The organism is Pararhizobium sp. LjRoot238 (genome assembly GCF_964252955.1).
GTDB lineage: Bacteria > Pseudomonadota > Alphaproteobacteria > Rhizobiales > Rhizobiaceae > Pararhizobium.
Genome location: NZ_CAXUPP020000002.1, coordinates 86,774 through 107,484 on the forward strand (window position 1 = coordinate 86,774; position 20,711 = coordinate 107,484).

At 58.6% G+C, this 20,711-nt stretch carries 12 protein-coding genes and 2 pseudogenes; 7 read left to right on the forward strand and 7 right to left on the reverse strand.

Translation table 11 applies throughout. The features are described from left to right. The first annotated feature begins 111 nt into the window (after nucleotides 1-111). From ACSQ3F_RS21420 to tnpB, 5 genes and pseudogenes are all read left to right on the forward strand, one after another. Nucleotides 112-5,538 carry a DUF6531 domain-containing protein gene (locus tag ACSQ3F_RS21420; RefSeq protein ID WP_436102290.1) on the forward strand — a complete coding sequence of 1,809 codons (5,427 nt, stop codon included), beginning with the start codon at nucleotides 112-114 and terminating at the stop codon, nucleotides 5,536-5,538. A 479-nt stretch (nucleotides 5,539-6,017) separates the two neighbouring features. Continuing rightward, nucleotides 6,018-7,040, forward strand: coding sequence for an IS110 family transposase (locus ACSQ3F_RS21425; RefSeq protein WP_436102291.1), 1,023 nt, complete (start codon nucleotides 6,018-6,020; stop codon nucleotides 7,038-7,040). Between the two features lie 361 nt (nucleotides 7,041-7,401). Further along, nucleotides 7,402-7,509 (forward strand): annotated as a pseudogene (locus ACSQ3F_RS21430) (IS110 family transposase); the annotation flags it as partial. A 98-nt stretch (nucleotides 7,510-7,607) separates the two neighbouring features. Beyond that, a complete protein-coding gene (gene tnpA, locus ACSQ3F_RS21435) occupies nucleotides 7,608-7,982 on the forward strand; it encodes an IS66-like element accessory protein TnpA (RefSeq protein WP_436102292.1) in 375 nt (124 codons plus the stop codon). After that, nucleotides 7,979-8,326 carry an IS66 family insertion sequence element accessory protein TnpB gene (tnpB, locus tag ACSQ3F_RS21440; RefSeq protein ID WP_436102293.1) on the forward strand — a complete coding sequence of 116 codons (348 nt, stop codon included), beginning with the start codon at nucleotides 7,979-7,981 and terminating at the stop codon, nucleotides 8,324-8,326. The genes tnpA and tnpB overlap by 4 nt, the downstream gene beginning before the upstream one ends. Before the next feature lie 67 nt (nucleotides 8,327-8,393). Here tnpB and ACSQ3F_RS21445 read toward each other — a convergent pair. Then, a pseudogene (locus ACSQ3F_RS21445) lies at nucleotides 8,394-11,369 on the reverse strand (Tn3 family transposase). Between the two features lie 154 nt (nucleotides 11,370-11,523). Between ACSQ3F_RS21445 and ACSQ3F_RS21450 the strand changes: the two are divergent. Then, nucleotides 11,524-12,117: a recombinase family protein gene (locus tag ACSQ3F_RS21450; RefSeq protein ID WP_436102294.1), complete on the forward strand. Its 594-nt coding sequence runs from the start codon at nucleotides 11,524-11,526 to the stop codon at nucleotides 12,115-12,117. Between the two features lie 196 nt (nucleotides 12,118-12,313). On the opposite strand, the gene ACSQ3F_RS21455 is transcribed toward ACSQ3F_RS21450, so the two are convergent. Continuing rightward, nucleotides 12,314-12,775 (reverse strand): Lrp/AsnC family transcriptional regulator, encoded by a 462-nt coding sequence (locus ACSQ3F_RS21455; RefSeq protein ID WP_436102295.1) that lies wholly within the window; start codon nucleotides 12,773-12,775, stop codon nucleotides 12,314-12,316. A gap of 138 nt (nucleotides 12,776-12,913) precedes the next feature. Here ACSQ3F_RS21455 and ACSQ3F_RS21460 point away from each other — a divergent pair, with 138 nt between their 5' ends. After that, a complete protein-coding gene (locus tag ACSQ3F_RS21460; protein WP_436102296.1) occupies nucleotides 12,914-13,906 on the forward strand; it encodes an ornithine cyclodeaminase family protein in 993 nt (330 codons plus the stop codon). Nucleotides 13,907-14,236: 330 nt separating this feature from the next. Here ACSQ3F_RS21460 and ACSQ3F_RS21465 read toward each other — a convergent pair whose 3' ends face one another. From ACSQ3F_RS21465 to ACSQ3F_RS21485, 5 genes are all read right to left on the reverse strand, one after another. Further along, nucleotides 14,237-15,961, reverse strand: coding sequence for a UvrD-helicase domain-containing protein (locus ACSQ3F_RS21465; protein WP_436102297.1), 1,725 nt, complete (start codon nucleotides 15,959-15,961; stop codon nucleotides 14,237-14,239). Beyond that, entirely contained in the window at nucleotides 15,958-17,814 is a 1,857-nt protein-coding gene (locus ACSQ3F_RS21470) for an ATP-dependent nuclease (RefSeq protein ID WP_436102298.1), read from the reverse strand. The genes ACSQ3F_RS21465 and ACSQ3F_RS21470 overlap by 4 nt, the downstream gene beginning before the upstream one ends. Nucleotides 17,815-17,882: 68 nt before the next feature. After that, nucleotides 17,883-18,371 (reverse strand): hypothetical protein, encoded by a 489-nt coding sequence (locus ACSQ3F_RS21475; protein ID WP_436102299.1) that lies wholly within the window; start codon nucleotides 18,369-18,371, stop codon nucleotides 17,883-17,885. Nucleotides 18,372-18,407: 36 nt separating this feature from the next. After that, complete coding sequence (locus ACSQ3F_RS21480; RefSeq protein WP_436102300.1) at nucleotides 18,408-19,880, reverse strand: hypothetical protein; 1,473 nt, start codon at nucleotides 19,878-19,880, stop codon at nucleotides 18,408-18,410. A gap of 161 nt (nucleotides 19,881-20,041) precedes the next feature. Then, on the reverse strand, nucleotides 20,042-20,659 hold the full coding sequence (locus tag ACSQ3F_RS21485; protein WP_436102301.1) for a DUF262 domain-containing protein: 618 nt from the start codon (nucleotides 20,657-20,659) through the stop codon (nucleotides 20,042-20,044). Between the last annotated feature and the right edge of the window lie 52 nt (nucleotides 20,660-20,711).

Consider the following 20,711-nt stretch of genomic DNA (forward strand, 5'->3'; position numbering starts at 1 on the left):
TGGCACACTGGCATTGTCTCTATTCTTGGTCGAACAGAGACTCTCCCTCTGTGGGAGATCTTCTACGGCACATCGCGCTGCTTGATCAATTACGATCCCAGGGGAACCGCCATGCCTTTGCAGCCACCTCCACTCCGGAACGAAAGCGTCGTCGGCGCGCACGTGTATAGCCACAGCGGGGAGTTCTCTCCGGAAGTACTGGATCTGGAGCTGCCGGGCAGAGGACTCTCGTTCCGGTTCTTACGCAAGTATCGTTCGGCTCTCGCTCATCAAGCCGGCCTACTGGGGCGTGGGTGGAGCTTCGAGTATGCCCGCCGCATTGAACAGGCACACGACGATGTGCTGTACTACGACGAACGAAGTCGGGTCTCTCTGTTCACCGCGAGCAAAGATGCGGCTGCGTTGTACGCCCCGGGGTTCTACGGTGTCCTTGTGCAGGAGAACGACCGCTTCGTGCTGAAGCAACGCTTCGGCGAGCACCTGATCTTCGAACTCCCTCAGCATGGCGGGCGGTTACTCGCTGTTCAAGACAGAAATCTGAACACGATGCAGTTCGCCTATGCGGACCACGAGATTGTGGTGATTGACTCGCTTGGTCGGCACATCGTGATTAGACTGGAGGCAAACCGCGTCGTCGAAACCCGAGACCACACCGGGCGCCATTGGCAATACCGTTACAACCATGACGGATGTTTGACCGAGGTCGTTCACCCCGGCATCCGCGGCATCAATGGTCGACGCTGCACGAAATACTGCTACGACGCCAAGTTCCGTCTGCTCTCCATCACCGATCCCAAAGGTCAGACGTTCCTGCGGAATGCGTACGACGAGGCGGGGCGCGTTAACGTGCAGCAGCACGGTGGAGGAGCCTTTCGGTTCCAATACGACGCCGTTTCGACGAGCCCGGGAAGTGCGCCTGTGTACTGGACACGCGTCACGCTCAAGAACGGGGGCGTGCTCGAGTTGCTGCATGATGGCAGTGGGCAGGTACTCCAACGGACCCTGCCGATCCGAAAGGCTTCGCTGAGGCCTGCCGATCGCCTCGACGGCGACGACATGGTCGCGCTGACAACTACGTCACGCTACAACGAGAACGGCGAGCTTGTGCAGCGCTCGTACCCAGCCGGCAATTCCGCTGAATGGGTGTACGACGAGGCCAACAACGATCCACGAGCCCGCGGCAACCTCCTGGAAGTGAGACAGCTCCCTGCGCTCGGTTCCGGTGAAAACGCCGGTCCGCTGGTGACGCGGTCCACGTACGAGCCGATGTTTCAGCAGTTATCTTCGCGCACCGACGCCCGTGGGAACACGACACAGTATGAATACGACTCGCGCGGCAATGTGACGGCCCGTGTCTACCCTGTGCTGGGAGTGCACGATTTGGCGGATGGCGGCCGTCGAGGCATGCGGACGCTTCAGCTTACCGCCCGATACAAGTACAACAACGCCGGCCAGATCATCACGTATACCGACGCACGCGGCGCATCCATACAGTACTTCTACTACCCGGAACGTGGTGTCGCGTCCTCGTCAGCGGGACACCTGAACACGCTGGTCCAAACAGCCGGCGGCTATTTGGCTCGCGTGGTGCGCGACGCAGCGAGCGATGAGCGGAGAATGGCAGGAACGCCGGCGAGCCTCACCTCAGAATTCGAATACGACGAGCGCGGCAATCTCGTCTCCATCATCGACGGGAAAGGGCGTCCCACGCGCCTAGAATACGATGAACTCGGCAACCTTGTCGGAACCATTTCGCGTGAACCCTTCGAGTATCGCGTGTCGTTCGACTACGACGCCAATGGGAACATGGTGGAATGTTCGCTCAAGTTTGGCCATCATGCCTACGACGACGGCGCCCGCCAGGTGAACTTCGTCACGAGCGAGATACGTGAACGATTCGAATTCAACACCCTGAACAACATCGTGAAGCGCGTCGCGGCGTCAGGGACGAGGCAGAAGGCTCACACGTTCGTACGCGACGCCGCCGAAAATGTCGTCCGTGAGGTGGAGCCTCTTGGAAACATCATCGAGTATGACTATGACGAGCACCATCATCTTCTTGTTCGTCGCTTTGGTGTAGGTTCAGAATCCGTCAGCACCATTAGTCACACCTATACTCCGAACGGCAGCCTCCGCGAGACCATCGACGCCCGTGGAAACACCACCACGCATAATTACGATGCGTACCACCGCTATGAGGGTTATACCAATGCGCTCGGAACCTCCAAGAAGCAGTGGCGTGACGCTGTCGGCAATGTCGTCCGTGTCCAGATCTTTGGTGCGACGCTCCGGCCGGACCCGCTCGAGCACGTCGTTGATGTGCCAGTGAAGACACTCGCGGAATCGTGGTTGGAATTCGACGAGTTGAACAGGCGAGTTCGGGTCGATCGCGCGTGGCGAGATGCGGTCACGGACGCGCCTCTCGGAAACAGTCAGTACGACGGCCGGAAAGGCGTCGTCTCATCCGTCGTGCAGTACGGCGAGGGCCACTTGCCCGTAGCTGTGTGGAGCGAGGCCGGGAACACCGTCCGCCTCGATTACGACGGGGCCGGCAGGGTCACCGATATCCGAGACGACACCGGCGAGACTCTCTCGATCGAGTACGACGAAAATAGCAACGCGCGTCGCGTGTCTCGACTGGACCCGACCTTCCATCACGTCGTCGACCAACAGTTTGATGAAATGGACCGAGTAGTCGCCCGCGCAGTGAACGACGGAACTCCTCAGCTCCTTGCCTACAATGCGTTGAACTCGCCGACCGACTATCGAGATGCAGCCGGAGCGACTGTTGTTCTGCTCCAGGATACGTTCGGTCTCTTCGGGGGATTGCTGATGCGGGCGAGTGGTCATACGGACACTGCCGATTCGCCTGCAGAGCAGGAGCTGGTGCACCGGTTTGAATGGGACGATAACGCCCGCCTCGTCACCTCGATCAACGCCCGCGGAAACGCAACTCGATACCACTACGATGCGCTGAATCGCCTGAGCAGCATCGCATTTGCCGACGGAGTGACGACGCGCTTCCAGAGGGATCCCGGCGGTAACGTCTTGCGCATGACCCGCGGCGACCATGAGATCTTCGCCAATCGGTTCGACGTGCTCAATCGCCTGATTGAACGAACGATTCAAACGCGCGACGACGAGGCCCAGGTTGAAACCGTGCAATACGACAATCTGGATCGCGTCATGCTCGCGGCGAGCGCAGGGATCTCGACGAGACGACATTTCGATTCTCTCTCACGGGTGTTGTCGGAGAGCCAGTCCGGACGTACGATTCATTACAGCTACGACTCGGCCGGAAATCAGATACAGGCCCGCTATTCAGACAATTACGCGGTAGACGTGTCGTTCGATCAACTGCGTAGGCCCGTCGACGTTGCCGGGCCGCTGGGACCGGTCGCGTCCTTCACGTACCGCTCGAGCACGCAGGTGGATCGGGTCCGGCTCGGCGAAGGTCTGAGAGCGGTATACGACTACGAGCCGGAGACAAACTGGCTTGCACGCGTCGTCTACCGTGCGCAGCGAACAGGGACCGTGAGCGACGGCGCTGGATACAGCTATGGCGCCGGGGGGCGCAGGCTTCAGGAGGTACACCTTCGACGTAGCGACGACGCTGGTGAGCGCTATTTCTACGATTCGGCTCATCGGCCCATGCGCGCTCAGTACGGCGTTCTGCGATTGTCCGACCCGAATAGCCCGTTCGACCGGGACGTGCTGTATCAGTTGGGACCGACAGGACTCTGGCAGCGCAGAACCGTGCGCGATGGAGCTCTGGCAATCGTGGCGCAAGACGTGGCCGAAGCGACGTCACGGGAGCGTTATTCATCGGTCGGCAACAATCGCTTCACGTTCGACGGTAATGGCAACCGAATCGCAGAGACCCGCGATCAGAATGGGGTTCCTGCGGAGCGACGATATCTTTACGACTATGCGAACAGACTCGTTCGCGTCGAGGACCTCGGGCACAACGGCGAAACAGCGCAGACGATCGAGTATGCGTACGATGTGCTCAGCCGCCAGATTCTGAAGCGTGTCACCAAGAGCGGAGAGTCCCATACCTACACTCGCGTCTGGAGTGGCTATCGGTTGATTGAAGAATGGAGGGACGGCACCCTCGTGACACGCTTAGTATATGGCGGCCCCAATGAGCAGCCGCTGGCGATTGTACGGAACACACGCGAGGGGGAGCGACTGTATTACTACGCATACAACGGTCGAAACCTCGTCTCCAGCATCCTGGATGGCTCCGGCGGCGCGCTCGCAACCTACGAGTACGACTTCTACCGCCGCCCCCGCGTGACGGACGAGCGACCGGACGCGGACGGGTGGACATCCAGTCTGACGACACTCTTCGTTGGACCCAATCTAATGTGGGACTCGGACGCGGAGCTCGCATTCAGCGGCGCCGCTGCGCATGATCTGACGGTCGGCGAGCGTATCAACTCCCCATCCCGGACCTCGTTTGATGAAGCTCCGTCCGGGGCTCCGAACGTGTCGTCCGTTCCTCCGAAACAGACGCCTAGTGGCTTTCCGCCTGGGACGGCGTCGGCATTGGGCGCACTAGGCGCCACGATCGGAGCGCTCGGCGTCGGGATTGCCATAGGCGGGATTCTTACCGGCCCTGGAGAACTCGTTGTGGGGCCGGCCGGCTTCGCGGTGTCCGGGGTGGGCATTCTGATCGGGGGAGTCGGGGCCCTCATCGGGTATGTCGATGCATTGGGCGACGACCCGTTCGGCGAGAACGGCCCGATCGGTTTCGGTCCGTTCACACGGCCTGGGCAGTTCACCGGCCCTTCGGACTCCGTTCAGTTTGGCTCGTTCTCGCATCCCGGCGGAGGTAGCCACGGCGACGCCGGCAATTCATCGGGCGGCGGCGAGGGGAGTTCATCGGGCCAACCTGAAGATCGCCCGTTCGGTAACGGAATCGATTACGGCCACGAGGGTGGGGCGCCCGGCAACGGAAGCGGGAGTTCGGGCGGAAGTTCGGGCTCGGGCACCGGTTCCGGTTCGACCGGTGGTTCAACGGGCAGTTCCGGGTCCAGCTCGGGCCAGACACAAAAAGAGCACAAGCCAGTTTTGAACAACAACGGAGAGTGGGTCTACGAGGATACCGGTGAGCCCGTAAAGGATGAAGACAAGAAAGATGCAGGCGCACAGAAGGGCGGCAGCATGCCGAACCCTATCGACGGAACCGGCGAAGGGATCGACAAGGACTGGTGGCGCAACCTGCCGAATGCCAGCGCTTTGAGCGTCGCCGCTGCGCTCCGGTCGCCATTGAAGTACGACGAGCGGGAGGGCACGCCGTATCTTCAACTAGGAGCCGCCAGCGGGTCCGACCACCTGGTCGAGTTTCTCTCGCCCCACCCAGTCACGGTGGACGAGGGGGGCGAAGGAATCACGATCAACGTGAACGCCGTCCACTCAACTGGTCTGTCGACCGGTTCGAACACTGCTGATGGATGGGGCGACAAGCCGCGAACGCTGGCGGAAGCTGTTGCCGCGCCTCGCATCAGAGGGGGCGCCCTGTCGAGATTCTAATCACGCGAAGCCACGAAGACGAGCGCGTAGCAGGCCTCGTCCTCGTGCGCCAGCGCCCCGGATCGGCCAAAGGCGTCATGTTCATGACCATCGAAGACGAAACGGGTGTGCCAACGTGATGATGGGGCAGAAGGGAACCGTCGCCTTAAGTTGCGGCTGGTTACAGGAAGGTCGGATGATACGAACCTGCGGCAGGCGACACGATTGAACAGGAGCGGTTGTGAATGCAGATCGCTTGGGTCCCTTATCTTGAGAACGTGCCTCTTGTTACGAGGTAACCATCCGGGCAAGGCCGCAGACTAAGCTGGCTGATCTCTGAGCTCGACTTTGAGCATTATGCGGCGAAGCAAAGAGCCTGTGTCATGCGCTTGAGGCGGCTTGGTTGCGTTTCAGGCCTAGTCGATGGGGTGGACGCCCCCTACGGCATCGCAATGTGCCAAGGTAGCGGTGTCGAAACGTTGCTACAAAGGGGAGTGTCCATGAACGATACTACCATCATCGGAATTGATCTGGCGAAGAATGTCTTTCAGCTGCACGGAATGGGGGCTGATGGTTCGGTGACGTTCCGCCGGAAGGTGTCGCGGGTGCGGCTCCTGCCATTGCTGGCTGAGCATCAGGCGTGTCTTGTGGCGATGGAAGCTTGCGCCAGTGCTCATTATTGGGGCCGGGAGATCGGAAAACTCGGCCATGAGGTGCGTTTGATCGCGCCTCAGTATGTGAAGCCGTTCGTCAAACGGCAAAAGAATGATGCGGCTGATGCGGAGGCGATCGCCGAGGCGGCGTCTCGTCCGACGATGCGCTTTGTCGCAGTCAAGAGCGCGGAGAAGCAGAGCCAGGCGATGGTTTTTAAAACCCGTGATCTCCTGCTGGTTCAACGAACCCAGACGGCCAATGCGCTGCGCGGTCACCTTGCAGAGTACGGGGTTATCGCACCGCAGGGTATCCAGCATATAGGTCATTTGACCAGGGCCCTGGAAGATGCGGATACGGCACTTCCGGCGGTTGTCGTTGATCTCGGCAGAGAACTTCTCGATCATCTTGCGGCACTGAATGAGCGTATTGCCGCATTGAACGAGCGTATCAAGGAAATTGCGAGAACGGATGAAACCGCCCGGCAGCTGACAACGATTCCCGGCATCGGTCCGATTTCCGCTGCTGCGATGCTGGCCATCGCGCCATCGCCCTCGACGTTCTCGAAGGGGCGTGATTTTGCTGCCTGGCTCGGGCTCACGCCGAAACAGAATTCGACGGGTGGCAAGACGCGCTTGGGCGGGACATCGAAGATGGGGCAAAGAGACTTACGGCGTCTCCTGATCCTTGGTGCGATGGCCGTAGTGCAACAGGCTGCGCGGCATGGCGCGACTGCAGGGTCTTGGCTCGCACGCATGCTTGCGCGGAAACCAAAAATGCTGGTTGCAGTCGCGCTGGCAAACAAGATCGCCCGTGTCGCCTGGGTCTTGATGGCCCGCGGCGGGGTGTACCAGACTCCAGCTTCCGCCTGAGGGCGACTGGCTGGAGGCGTCGAAATGCGGCGGTTCTAAGCGGAGGTTTATGGGCGAAAAGTCGAGAAGACGGGATCGGGAAAACCAGTTTCGGGCCAAGTGCCTTTGAGCACGCCTAGTCGATTTGGACCAGATCCCCGAACGATCCATAAGGGCCCGCGGCATTGTAAGGCCGCATCATGAGGCCGGACACACGACGGAACTCGACCGCATTGCTCATCGCCAAAGTGAAAAAACCACTTGCATTTCCGGGGGCGTCCACACACGGCCCGAAGCTGATGAGGTGGAACGGCCCTTCTCGAACGGCATCAAAAGTGCCTAACGTGGTCGTGCGAAACGCCACAAGAAGAAGGACCGTTCCATGGAGAAGATTACCACAGTCGGGCTTGATCTGGCCAAATCCGTTTTCCAAGTTCACGGCATTGCCGGAGATGGAACCGTGATCGTGCGGCGGGCTCTCCGTCGTTCGTAAGCACCCGATTGGCACCGCCTGCCGGATAGCGCCTTGATGGCCTAAGACACGTCATTAACGACGTCGTTGATGACGTGTCTTAGGCGAGGTATGGGATGCGGGTCGAAATTCTTGGTCAGGAACGGCGGCGGCGTTGGGGCGACGAGAAGAAGCTCGCCATTGTCATGTCGGTTGGGCTCGACGGTGCGACGGTCACTGAGGTTGCACATCGGCACGATGTGACCCGGCAGCAGATTTACGCCTGGCGGCATGAGCTGAAGAAGAAGGGTTTGTTGCCGTCCACTGCCGATACGGTCTTCCTTCCCGTAGACACGTCCGCCATGCATGACGCCCCGCTCGGGCGTGAGGACGTTGCGCGCGTGCCTGCAATGATCGAGTTGCGGTTGAACTATGGGCGTAGCCTTCGCTTCGACAGTGGCGTCGATGCCACCGTCCTGACACGGCTCATCCGGGCGGTTGAAGCAGCATGATTGGACCAGGAACCGGTGTTCGAGTGTATCTCGCCTGCGGAGCCACGGACATGCGCAAAGGGGTAGAAGGTTTGGCTGCGCTTACGCAGGATGTGCTACGCCAGAAGCCGACGGGAGGGGCAGTCTTCGCGTTTCGAGGAAGACGGGGCGATCGCATAAAACTCCTGTATTTTGATGGCCAGGGCTTCTGCCTTTACTATAAAATATTGCAGAGGGGGCGTTTTCCATGGCCTTCAGCAGCAGATGGAACGACCCGGCTGACAACGGCGCAACTGGCCATGCTTTGGGAAGGGATCGATTGGCGACGTCCCAACTGGGGCGCTCCGCCGGCGCGTGTCGGTTGATTTTATCTCACTGAATCGGGGTCGGAACAAGAACTGCTCGAAATCGTACGCTAAGCTCGAATGACCGTCATGCAGCACGCAGGATTCTTCCAGGAAGTCGCAATGGCCTGAAGCCTTCAGGCATCTGCTGCTCGGTGTCCCAGGAATAGATGCCGGTGAGATTTATGTGTTCCCAGCTGAGCGGCGAGACATGCTTGAGCAAGGCATCGGGAATGTTCCGCCCGCTCTGACGCAGATGGGAGACGGCGCGGCTGAGGTAGACGGTATTCCAGTGAACAATAGCGCTGACAACCAGATTGAGGCCGGAAGCCCGGAATGCCTGGCTCTCGAACGAGCGGTCGCGGATTTCGCCGCGCTCGTGGAAGAAGACGGCACGCTTGAGCTTGTGCGCGGATTCTCCCTTGTTAAGTCCGGCCTGACATCGCCGGCGGAGTGCCGGGTTGGAATACCATTCGATCATGAACAGGGATCGCTCGATGCGGCCGAGCTCACGTAGGGCTTTTGCCAACTGGCTCGGCTTCGAGGATGCCGCCAGCTTTTTAAGGATCGTAGAGGGCGCGACGGTTCAGGTGCGGATCGATGTCGCCAGATGAAGCAGATCATCCCAGTATTCCAAAATGAGCGCGGTATTGATTGGCGCGCCGATATGGTCAGCCAGCGCCGGATAGGCATCGGCCTTCTCGAAGGTGTGGAACTTCCGGTCCTTGAGGTTACGCAACCGGGGCGCGAAGCGCTTTCCGATCAGGGCGAAGAGGGCAAATACATGATCGCTGGCACCTCCGGTATCAGTAAAGTGCTCCTCGATTTCCAGGATAGTGTCATGGTCGAACAGGCCATCGAGAACATAGGCTGCCTCACTCTCGGTCGGGCTGATCGGCAGAATGCTGAAATAGCCGTATTGATCGGAAAGGTGGCTGTAGAATTTCGAGCCCGGCTCGCTACCGTAGTGAAGGTTGATATCGCCGCGCTTGGCGGCACGATCGCTGGCCCGAAAGAACTGACCATCGGATGATGCAGTCGTTCCGGTGCCCCAAAGCTGGGCGTGGGGATGACGCGCATGGGCGTCCGTCACGCAGGCCTGCGCCGCGCGATAGGTTTCCGCGCGAGCGTGGAACATGCGCATCCAGCCGATCTGATGGGCGCTGATCCCCTTGGAGGCTCCGGCCATACGCTTTGGGCCAAGATTGGTGGCGTCTGCGAGCGTGCCGGCGAGCATAGCCAGAATGTTTTGCGGCGTATCGCCTGTTCGGACATGGGTGAACTGATCGGCAAAGCTGGTCCACTCATGCACGTCTCTCAGAAGATCGGGCACCTCGACAAGTGGATACATTTCGCTGAGCTCGACATTCAATTCATCGGCTGCGGCGGGAACTTCGCTGGCCAAGGGTGTCACGATCAGGGTTCCGGCTTCGAGACGGACCCCTTGGAGTTTGCCGTTGCGGGCGCGATAGGCAAGACGCTTGAGATTGAAGTCGAGCAACCGCTGCATTTCGGTGAGCCAGGCCATGCCGTCGCTCTGCACACCAAGGCCAAGCTGGTCGGATTCCTTTAGTTCGGTGAACGCAGGGCGGGGCATGAGATGTTCATTTATCGGCCGGAACGCCCTGCTGCCTTCAACCCATATGTCGGCCGAGCGAAGCCGGTCGCGTAATGCCGCAAGCGTTGCAATCTCGTAGAGCCGGCGATCGGGCCTTGCCTGCGCGAAGATCAGTTTGCGCTCCGCCACGCCGAGATGAGCGACCGGGATGCGTTCTGGAAGCACGCGCCGTCCTCCCGTGTAAAGGGATTTGAGGGTTTCGATCGCTGCGAGCAAAGGATCGTGCCGACGACTTGAATGGAATGTAAAGATCTGAAGGAACCGGCCCGCATATTTGCGAACATTGGCATATTGTTCGACGGCAAGAATCAAGGGCGACGCGTCATTGTCCGTCACCATTGCCGTAAGCACCGGCTTTGCCTGCACAAGTCGATGCCAGCCCACCTGCCGGTCGAGCGTTTCGATGGCATCTTCGTCATTGTCGTGAGCGGACTGAAGAGCCGTTATCGTGTCGAGAAACAGCCGTAGTGCTTTGGCTGTTTCCATCCGAGTGTTCACATGGCGCTGCTTCTTGCGGTTATTCGCCTGCGAAAACAGCCTGCCGATCAGCTTGATGAACATGGTGACTGCGGCGTCGGTGAGCTTTTGGCCGAGCTTGGTGATCTGCGCGACGATCGTCGCGCGCCGGCGATTGGCGTTGAAGTCGGCGGCAAGCCATGCCGGCGTCACATCGCCCTCCCGGACCATCTGCTCCCAACGACCGGAATGGATGCGGGCTTGTAGTCGGGGATCAATATCGAGCGCACGGATGAACGTGATCCTCTCCATCAACGCGACCAGGTTGCCGGCACCCGGAGCATCCGGCGCAGATCGCAGCCAATGGAACCGCGTTTGGCCGATCTCGGGATCAACCTTCAAAAGGTCATCGAGGGATTGGAGCTTTTCGACCAAAAGGTCCGATATCAGCGCTGCCTCAGCGAGCCGGCGGGCTATTACGCGGCCTGCAAAGCCGATCCGCTCTATTGTGTCAGATGCGGGAAGCAACACATTCCGCTCCCGCAGTGTGGTGACAATAGCTTGAGCGATGGAGCGACCCTTATCTGTTGTGGTCGCCGTTTCGATGGCGGACAACAAGGCGACTCGCCGGTCCTGCGCAGTTGCCGTTCGTTTTCCCAGATAGGAAAGCAGATGAGCAGTGTGCTCGCGTCGCGTCTCTTCTCGACGGGCATAAAAATGGAAACTCTCCGGATCAGCATCAAGCTGCTCGGCGACATAATTGAGCATCGACAGCGGCGGGATTTCATGCACCATGAGCGCCCGGCCCGGATGTCGCATCATGCAAAGCTGGACAGCAAAGCCAATCTGGTTGTGTTTTCGCCTGCGGACTTCAATCTCCAGCCGGTCCGATGGAGATAAAGTATAGTGACGGATCAGGCTGTCCTCATCGGTCGGTACGCCGAACAGCTCCTGTCGATCCTGAATTTTGAGAAGCTTCCGCCGCGCCATTTTTGACTCCATACAAACTTGCGTCGTTGGTTCCAGGCATGTCCGAAAACGAGCGATTCCGTACAGGGGCAAAACGCACTGTCCACAAATTACCTTGACAGAATTATGAACAGCTAAGATATTCCGGACATCCTATTCGGACGAAATTGAGCTGATGCCACGCACTTTTGCCTATGTCCGTGTCTCCACGACCGGACAAACCACCGAGAACCAGGTTCAGGAAATCGAAGTGGCGGGTTTCCATGTCGAGCCGCGCCGTATCATCACCGAGACGGTCTCCGGCAGCACCGCAATCGCGCAGCGCCGTGGTTTCACCCGCTTGATGGACAAACTGGAAGCTGGCGACGTGCTTATCGTCACCAAGCTCGATCGGCTCGGCCGCGACGCCATCGATGTCAGCATGACGGTCAAGAAGCTGGCGGAAATGGGCGTGCGTGTTCATTGCCTCGCGCTTGGCGGCGTCGACCTCGCAAGTTCGTCCGGAACGATGACCATGAATGTCCTTAACGCTGTCGCACAATTTGAGCGAGATTTGCTTATCGAACGGACCCAATCGGGCCTCAAGCGAGCAAAATCGGAAGGCAAGATCCTCGGTCGACCATCCCGCCTCAGCGAGAAGCAGAAACAGAATGTGCTGGAGGATCTCGCGAAAGGGATGAGCATCTCAGCTATTGCCAAAAAATTCACAACCAGCCGCCAGACCATCATGCGTGTTAGAGATGATAGTTCACGCGCTGTTCGATCTTAAGTGTTGTGGACACTTGTCGATCGATAACACGATGGCGGCGACTCGCGCCCTCCGGCAGACCTCGGGAACCGGCGCTCCTTCCCCGGTCTGCCACAGAATGAGGCGCTCGGCGCCTCCGTGAACTTCGACTTTTCATGCCGAAAACTCCGTCTAGACTGGAATTTCCAGCCTCAACCGGTCCAGAAAATCGGAGGTGTCAAAGCGGCAACAATGCGTCAGGCTTCACATCACCGATTGATGCGTAACTGTGCGTTTCCCTGACACCAGGAAGCGGCAGAATGACCCGCTGCAGGAATTCCTGAAACGTCGCCATGTCCGCTATTCGTGCTTTGACCAGGTAGTCGAAACCACCAATCACCATATGGCATTCGATGATTTCGGGTGCCTTCGCAACAGCCTCTGCAAAGCGGTCGAAGACGTGCGGTGCGGTGTGATCGAGCCTTACCTGGACAAAGACGAGCGTGCCGCGTCCGATCTTTGAGGGCTCCAGCACAGCCCGGACGGCGCGGATAAAGCCTTCACTGAAAAGGCGCTTGATGCGCTGTGATGCGCCGGTCGGTGACAATCCAACGCGTTGGGCGAGGTCAAGAACAGTCCGGCGACCATCTTCCTGCAGTAGCCCGAGCAACATCCGGTCGACACGGTCCAAATCGTTCATTTTAGATTCACACTTTCTTGGGTCCGAATGCGCGACAATCACACAAAAAAATCAAAACTAACATATTTTATCACGCCACTTGCCGCAATACGGTTGGAAAGTAACTAAACCCCAACCAGAACGAAGGCAAGCAAGATCATGGACAGCACACAACCTGCCGCGAGCATTCACACCAAGGGTGAGATCAAGATTCTCTCGCTGAGCGAAGCGGAGGTCAAAAAAAGTATCGACCTGCGCAAGCTGCTCGACGCGCTAGCGGACGGATTCAAAGCGCTTTCCGACGGTCGTGTCGTCAATCCAGCGCGGCCACAACTCGATATTCCGAATGCAGGCTATTCGTTGGCGATGCCGGCCTGGATGAAGGGCATGCATTTGACCGTAAAGCTGGTCAACGTGTTTGAAGGCAATATCGGCCGGGGCATCCCGAGTCACCTCGCAACAATACATCTCTTCGATCCAGAAACAGGAATGCCTGTTTGCATTATGGATGGCACCTACATCACGGCCGTACGCACGTCTGGCTCGGCCGTCCTCTCAGTGCGAGAGCTCGCCAGGCGTAATGCCAAGGTCGCGACCGTCGTGGGCGCGGGCGTTCAAGCTAGCCAGCACCTTCACCTGTTGCCACTCGTTCGAGACTTCCAGGAAATTCGAGTGTTCTCGAAGGATTTTGCTGATGCGCAGGCGCTGGCTTCACGTCATTCCGGTATCACCGCGGTCGAGGACCTCGAGACCGCGGTACGCTCTTCAGATGTCGTGTGCCTCGCGACGCACTCCTACGTCCCCGCGATATCCGCAGAATGGGTTCAACCAGGAACGCACGTGTCCTCGGTTGGTGTCGCGCCACCCGGCGGCGAACTTCCGATCGATTTGATCGCTCGCGGCAACCTCTTCGTTGAGACGCGGGATTCCTTCTTGCCAACACCCGTGGGTTGCTGCGAACTTGCAAATATTGATCCGGAGGCAGGCACCGATCTTGGTGCGATGTTGCTGGGACAGCGACCAGGTCGGACGTCAGATCAGCAGATCACAATCTACAAGGCCATGGGCGTCGCCATGGAGGATATGGTGGCAGCCGACCTCGCTTACCGCGAGGCCAAACGCCTGGGTGCGGGCCAAGCTATTTCTCTCTAGGTGGCCTGGACTGTTATCTGATCCGTAGGACCGTTGCTGCAACGATGACGACGGCGAGGTAGTTTCTCGCCGTCGTCCCGAAGCGTGTACATTGCGACCTCCTGGAAGAATCTTGCGTGCTGCATGACGGTCATTCGAGCTTAGCGTACGATTTCGAGCAGTTCTTGTTCCGACCCCTTGATGGAAAGGCATGGGCCACTATGCCAGACTTTCCTGCCGCGGTAGAACAGGAATGAATTCCTGCATCCGCGAACAAATCCCACCGAACGCTCCTCTGGGACGACCTAGCCCACTCCTGGATGGGCGGGCGTCAGAATGAGTGAGAGGTTGCTAAAGCGCGACAAGCGCGACAGTGCCGCCCATTCCTGCCATCAAATCTTTTAAGCGCCCGGCCTGCGTCTGCGGCACAGCGATCGCGAGCAAGCGTTTTGCTCGGGACGCACCGACGTAGATTTTGCGCGCCTCTTCGTTGTCGCCATTTTCAGTACCAGTTAGGAAATCGATGATGCCCTTCGCCGTCCTCGGCGACATCACCACGCAGATCGCGGGAAACTCCATGCCCTTGACGCTATGAATTGTTCTGGCTGGATGACCTTCCGCCGGTGCGACCGATAAAGCTCTATGAAGATCCCCGTTGCGTCGGAGCCGCTGATTGATCGATTGGCCGTTGGCCGGAAGCAGTGGAGCAAGTAGTCGGCGCGCCTCATCCTGCCACGCCTCCGCAGTCGCAAAACGCTCCGGCGCAAAGCGAAGCGCTTGGGCCAGTTCGGTCGCTCCGGGCCGCCACGCGTCCGGCGCGACATCGGCGTCGGCGAGATGTTGGTGATAAGTCTTGCCTTCTAGCTGACCACCCAATTCAAGCAGGACGCGGTGAACAGCGATCAGTGCTTCCTTCCGCGCTCCGATATCGAACGAAAAATGGAAATCGCTCACCGCGACCGCCAATCGATAGCTGAGGTCCCGGACGCCGGAATCTTGAGGGTGTCCCAGTGCATTGGCGCCCGTGCGCCGCGTTGCTGACACCACCGGACAATCGCGCGGCTCGAGCCCCGTCGCGGTCACAAGCTCCTGAAATTTTGCCCCGATCGTCGAAGGGACACCATTTCCGGGATAGGACAGTATCTTGACCGGGGTCGGCTCGTTGCGATGCTCTCCCAGGGCTTCATCGACTACGGCGCGCATATCTGGTGCGCGAAAAGCAACCACACCTTTGGTGATATGTTCGCTGGATCGGAAATTACCGTTCATCGGCAACCGTTCGGCCGGAGTAAATGTCTCGGCAAACTGGCGAAGCTCGCGCGTGACACCCCCTCGAAATCCGTAGATCGCCTGGTTAGGGTCGCAGATGACCTTGACCGGAACACCCGCCGTCCTGAACCAGGTAATGATCTCAAGATCGACCGGGTTACAATCCTGCGCCTCGTCGACGATCACCTCTTGGAAACGCGCCCCAAGCGCGGGCCCGAGGATAGCGCCACAAGCAGGATCACGTAACCGGGCGAGTGCCATTGAGCGCGCATCAGCGAAATCGAGTTCGCCGCGCTCGAGAAAGCGCATACGTGCGTTTCGTGCAACCGTCTCGTGCGCGGCGATCTTGCCGCGAAAGCCGTTGCGCTGAATCATGGCTGGTATGGCGTTGCCTGTCACGCGATCGAAGCACTCAAGCGGCAATGCTTGCGCCGCCGCAAACGGCTTTATTGTCCGATCGTCCTTGTCGGGTATCAATCTCGGCCGGGCGAGGCTGCCATCGACGCCGAACGGGGCTATCAGGAACTGCCAGAGAAACGAGTCGAACGTTCCGATAAAATGTGGAAATGCCGGCGTCTCAACCAGTCCCTCTCGACACAGCCGATCCTCCAATTCAGAGACGGCAGCGATTGTAAAAGACAGAAACGCAATGCCGCGACCTGCCGCCCGATTACCGAGGAGCTTTCGCGCTCGCTCCACCATTACGCGGGTCTTTCCCGCGCCCGGACAGGCAGCGATAAAGGCCGAGCCTTCATGGTCGATGACTCGCTGCTGCTCATCGGTCGGCACGAACGGCCTGGTGGTCATTTCACCAACGCCTCGATTGCATTCTTCAGATAGCCTGGGACCTTGAAAGCAGTGCCCTTGCTGATCTCCTCAGCGACAAGTTGGGCAAAGTCGCCTTTGCGTGTTGTGTCGAATAGGTTCTGAATTGCAACTGCTTGGGCAGCTCCAGCCTGAACAACTGCGGCGTCCCACTTGTCGCCCGATCGCGGGTGAAGCTTGAGATAAACATCCTTGAGACACTCGGCGTTGCCAGCGCGGACCAGCTCGGTTTCAAGCGAATAATCATTGATGATGACCTCGAGGAATTCAGTGGCGCCGAGGTCCTCGACAACGGCCTCCAGATCGCGTTTGCGCGCCGCGCCGGGAGTGATCGCACCTGCAGCCACGTCGCCACCGTCACCGTCCGTCAACACCACGAGTCTGTCGGCGATGCGGACTTCGTTAAACGGCGAAAGCAGCAATTTGGCATATGGCTGAAAATCAACTCCGTCGATCGGAACGAATACGGCCGATCGGAATAAACGCAGCTTCTCTGGATGGTCCTTGAGGACGATCTTCTTGGCCATAACGGGAAGCAAGAGTGCTTCGGCGATGCCCTCCACGAGGAGCACGCGGCCCCCGAAAAGGAAGGCCGATTTAGTGACGTCCAGATAGCGATCGACTTTGCGCTGCTCAACGGGATCGAGCGCCAGCGCAGCAAGTGGGATGCACCGTGTCATGCGCCTCGGCCGAACGACCGGTATGACTGGGTTCGGCTCGATTTCCTGCACGATCGCGGCAGGGACGCCAGCGAGCAGTTGCGGCTCCTCGTGTGCAGGGCCGGGGACAGCCTGCGAGATTGCAGGCATAAAGGAGCGGAAAAAGACGAGCTTTTTGCTCTCTACCCAGGCCGACAGATTCGGCGAGTGGGTGGCGACGACTACTTGCAGCTCGCCCGCCGGCCCCTGATGTCCCGGACGCGGTTTGCGGGATTTCTCCGCCTGATCGTCCAAAAAGCTCAGGACCGCGGCCTGGAGTTGGGGATGGAGGTGCGCCTCGGGTTCTTCCACGAGGAACAACGTGAGATCGGCGTCGTTCACTTTCTCGAGCTCGACCGCAATCGTTGCCATATAGAGGAGGTTGGCGTAGCCGTGCCCGGAATAGCGGAGATCTTCGGGTTCGATGCCATGATCGGCGAGCTTGAAGCGCAAATCGCGCGCGATGTCGATCAGCTTCTCGTCGCTCGCAAAACCGAGCGAGGACACCTGCCGACGGACGCCGGCTGTCAGCGCGCTCAATCCAATCTCGACGGCTCCACCAACCCTTTCGAGAATCTCCGCCCCGACCCCGCGTCTCAGGGACTTGGCCAGCGCCTCGGGATCGCCCCCTTCGAGGAAATGGTTCAGAAGCGCGTAGATCCGGCTCGGATTGCCCGAAGCCAAGGCCCGCTTGGCGTCGCGGAGCGGCGGTAGATAGACGTGACGGATCATCTCATGACAACCGGGCTCGGGATTCCCTTGCTGATGCCCTGCCCACAGATTCGGCCGGACCGGAAAACGGCCGGTCGTCTCATCATACTTCAGACCGAAGATACATCCGGTGATGGCCGCGTCGGTCGCGGCAGAGATCATCCGGCCCTGCTGAGCAGGGTTCAGCTTCGTGAAGCTCGCACTCAGCTCAAATCTCCGGTTCGCGCTTCCGAAACGGATATCTGTCGTCTCGCAGTAGAGTTCGCGGCGACCGCCGAGTGGCGCGGTAAGGAGGCGGATGGCGTCGATTGCATTGCTTTTGCCGCCGTTGTTCTCGCCGACCAGTAGTGTGAGATCCTCGCACAACGGAATGTCCAACTGCGCAAAGGACCGGAAATTATTCAGCGTCAATTTGTCGAGATACATGCGCCTCCGCCCCAGAATACTGATCCGCGCTGCATCTGCGGCAGCCGTGATCTCGATTCGTCACGATTTCAGGCCGGGGCCTTCAGCCGCCCCTGCATCCATTCTGTTAGATCTTCGTCCAGCTCTGCATCGACATAAACGTCGCATTGCGGCGCGGTGCCCGCGGTTACATCGACCACCAGATGGAGGCCGACCGAATACCCATAGGCTCCTGCCTGCTCGGTCATGCCCTTGAGCTTCCAGATGTCTCCTTCATAGTCCGTGTTCGTCACCTTCTTCACTTCGACAACAAGAAGGTTTTCCCGCTTTCCGACATGGTGGACTATGAGGTCGGGAACGATGGCGTCCTTGCCGATTAGTTCCTCGTCCGACAGCCCATAACGAAGCCGCTTAATGACGTTTTCTCGGCGGCTCCACTCGAGATCGAGCGACCATCCAGGATATTTGCATTGTAGGAGGATGGCAAGGCGCGCGACGATCGCCCGCTCGGAAGGATCTGCGTAGGCAAGCTCCTTGTCGCGTAAAAGCTCAAGCACGGCAGACGCGAATATATCCAAGGTGTTCTTCGGGCTATCCGGCATAGATATCTTTGTTCACCCTCGCTTGCCTGTGTCCTCTTGAGGGACGGAATCCCCTGGCTTGAGTGTCCACACCATGTGCGTCTTGTCGCCAATTTCTGCCAGCACCTTTTCAACATCAACCGGCGAAAGGTGGTTGGTCACAGACGACATCGGATGGAATTCGGGCGTGAAGCTCCTGACATGTCCTGACTTCTCGAAAAAGTGGTGCGCGGCGCCAGGAAGCATCTCCATCGGCATGGGAATTGCGGCACGTGGATTGTGATAGACGTTTAGACCTTCGATCCAAGTCTCTTCGTAGCCGGCCGCGTTCACGATGACGCGAAATATTTTCGGCAGGGTGGCGTTGGGATTGTGATCGACCATACGGCCCTCTCGGATCGCAAGCACCTGCTTGGAGCCGAATTTACCCAGAATTCCGAGCCGGTTAAATTTCGCGATTGTCCCCGCATTGGTGGAGATCACGGCACTCACCTGCTCAGAGTCAGGCGAGTGGAAAAGGCCGGAAGGGATGGGTGGCTTATCGCCCCATTGATGGGTTTGAACTCGCACCGGCGAGATAATCAGTTTTCCCTCGCTATCGCGAGTGGTGGGATACTCATAACCCCAAAGATACCGCTCCAGTGCAGGCTGTGAATGCACCATCGACATCGGAGACGAGAAATCGGCGATCGCGAGCACGAATGGCTTGCCTCTGACATAGGGCTGTTCCCAGTATTTCTTTTTTAGCTTCGAGAACAGCGCACTGCCAAATTTGATCGGCATATAGTCCTTCAAAAAGCGGTCGATTTCTTCTGGCGTATCCGTGGGCGGAGGGGGTACGATCTGCCCATCCTTCATTGTCGGGCCAACGGTAGCGGCTTCGATATAGAGTTCGCCCAACAAGCCGGCGCAGCAGAAATCAGGTACGTTGTGCTCGCGGCTCAGAATGTAACCTGCTTCGATCAACATGGCGTAGAGATAAAGCTCCCAGATGCGCTGGTCGAAACCGGTCGTTTGGAACTGCTCAATGAAATTGCCGTCCGCATCCTCATACCAGCGCATCATAGGCTCCATGATATCGCGCGCAGGGGAGTATCCTTCGTTTGTCGTCAGTTGGACGAAGGATGGATGCAGTTTTTGTTCGTCATGCAGGTGGGTGAAGAAATCGACTGGCTGTCCTTTTTCGTCGCCCTGATAGTGGTCGTCCGCTTGCGCTCGGGCAGCTTCCCGCATCCCGGCGAACAGCGCTTCCTGTGCCGCTTCAGGGGTAGGGCAAAAATGCGTCACATGGACACCCCGGAAACATCGCTTCTGGTCTCGTGCCATGACGATTCCACCAAAATCCTGATCTTCGATGTCTCGGGTGGTGATGCCGATGACATCGCCACCATCCGCTTCGAAATATGCCAGCTCGTCTAACACGAGCAGGGTCCGAGGGTGACGAGCATAGCCACCTAGAGCATTGAAGCGTGTAAATGAGATTGGTCTGATTTGCAGGTCGTCCATGATTTATCGTCGCACAGAAGCCACCGAGCCGACAACCAGAGTTTGCAGGGAAAACTTCTTCCGGACCTTGTTTAGCGAGGGGAGACCAGCTCTGGTGTCCGATTTTGTAAGCTCAGAGAATGGTGAACTTTGCAACCACCGGAATGGCGGTTCATGGTTGCTTATCGGCCAGAGGTCTGAGTCATGATGTGTATGGTATCCGCCCGCCCAACCAAGGTGGCGTGCTGACGGGATATGGGGGAACAGCGTCGTCCACCTGAGTATTTGGTATTTTGCTCGAGTGCAAGGCGATGACGCTGATGTCGACGCCGGACTGCAGGAGATGCAGCGCCGTGGTGTGGCGGATGGTGTGAGGCGAAATTGTCAATCGGCTTGTCAGTCTGCGACAATAACAGCTTGAAATGGCGTTCACCCGTCTCCTCCGGGTTGACCAGATAGTAGTTACGGATCTTGCGCGCGGAAAAGCCGTCAACCGGCTCGGTGTCACCCAAGGCCTTAGCCACGGCGGCGAGGAGAATGGTGACGGTGGAGAGCCGTTGCTGACCGTCGATGACCAGCAACGGCGCCTGGTGAGACACCTGAGACAAGCCAGATTCGATATAGACGATCGACCCAATGAAGTGCACCGGAATCGTCTCATCCTTGCCCGCCCGCAGGATGTCTTCCCACAGCTGACGGCACTCCTTCTCGGTCCACGAGTACGTCCGCTGATAGATCGGAATGATGAACTGCGGTGACTTCTTAAGAAACCCCAGAAGATTGGCTTCCGTTGCTTTCATTTCCCGCTCCGCTCCCCTAGCGACAATCCAAATCACTTGCGAAGGTTAGGCG

What these genes read in the sequence shown, in the direction of transcription:
- tnpB (WP_436102293.1), top strand. Translation starts at nt 7,979, where the DNA reads ATGATTGGACCAGGAACCGGTGTTCGAGTGTATCTCGCCTGCGGAGCC.
- ACSQ3F_RS21460 (WP_436102296.1), top strand. Translation starts at nt 12,914, where the DNA reads ATGGACAGCACACAACCTGCCGCGAGCATTCACACCAAGGGTGAGATC.
- ACSQ3F_RS21485 (WP_436102301.1), bottom strand. Translation starts at nt 20,659, where the DNA reads ATGAAAGCAACGGAAGCCAATCTTCTGGGGTTTCTTAAGAAGTCACCG.
- ACSQ3F_RS21425 (WP_436102291.1), top strand. Translation starts at nt 6,018, where the DNA reads ATGAACGATACTACCATCATCGGAATTGATCTGGCGAAGAATGTCTTT.
- ACSQ3F_RS21465 (WP_436102297.1), bottom strand. Translation starts at nt 15,961, where the DNA reads ATGACCACCAGGCCGTTCGTGCCGACCGATGAGCAGCAGCGAGTCATC.
- tnpA (WP_436102292.1), top strand. Translation starts at nt 7,608, where the DNA reads ATGCGGGTCGAAATTCTTGGTCAGGAACGGCGGCGGCGTTGGGGCGAC.
- ACSQ3F_RS21420 (WP_436102290.1), top strand. Translation starts at nt 112, where the DNA reads ATGCCTTTGCAGCCACCTCCACTCCGGAACGAAAGCGTCGTCGGCGCG.
- ACSQ3F_RS21450 (WP_436102294.1), top strand. Translation starts at nt 11,524, where the DNA reads ATGCCACGCACTTTTGCCTATGTCCGTGTCTCCACGACCGGACAAACC.
- ACSQ3F_RS21455 (WP_436102295.1), bottom strand. Translation starts at nt 12,775, where the DNA reads ATGAACGATTTGGACCGTGTCGACCGGATGTTGCTCGGGCTACTGCAG.
- ACSQ3F_RS21470 (WP_436102298.1), bottom strand. Translation starts at nt 17,814, where the DNA reads ATGTATCTCGACAAATTGACGCTGAATAATTTCCGGTCCTTTGCGCAG.
- ACSQ3F_RS21480 (WP_436102300.1), bottom strand. Translation starts at nt 19,880, where the DNA reads ATGGACGACCTGCAAATCAGACCAATCTCATTTACACGCTTCAATGCT.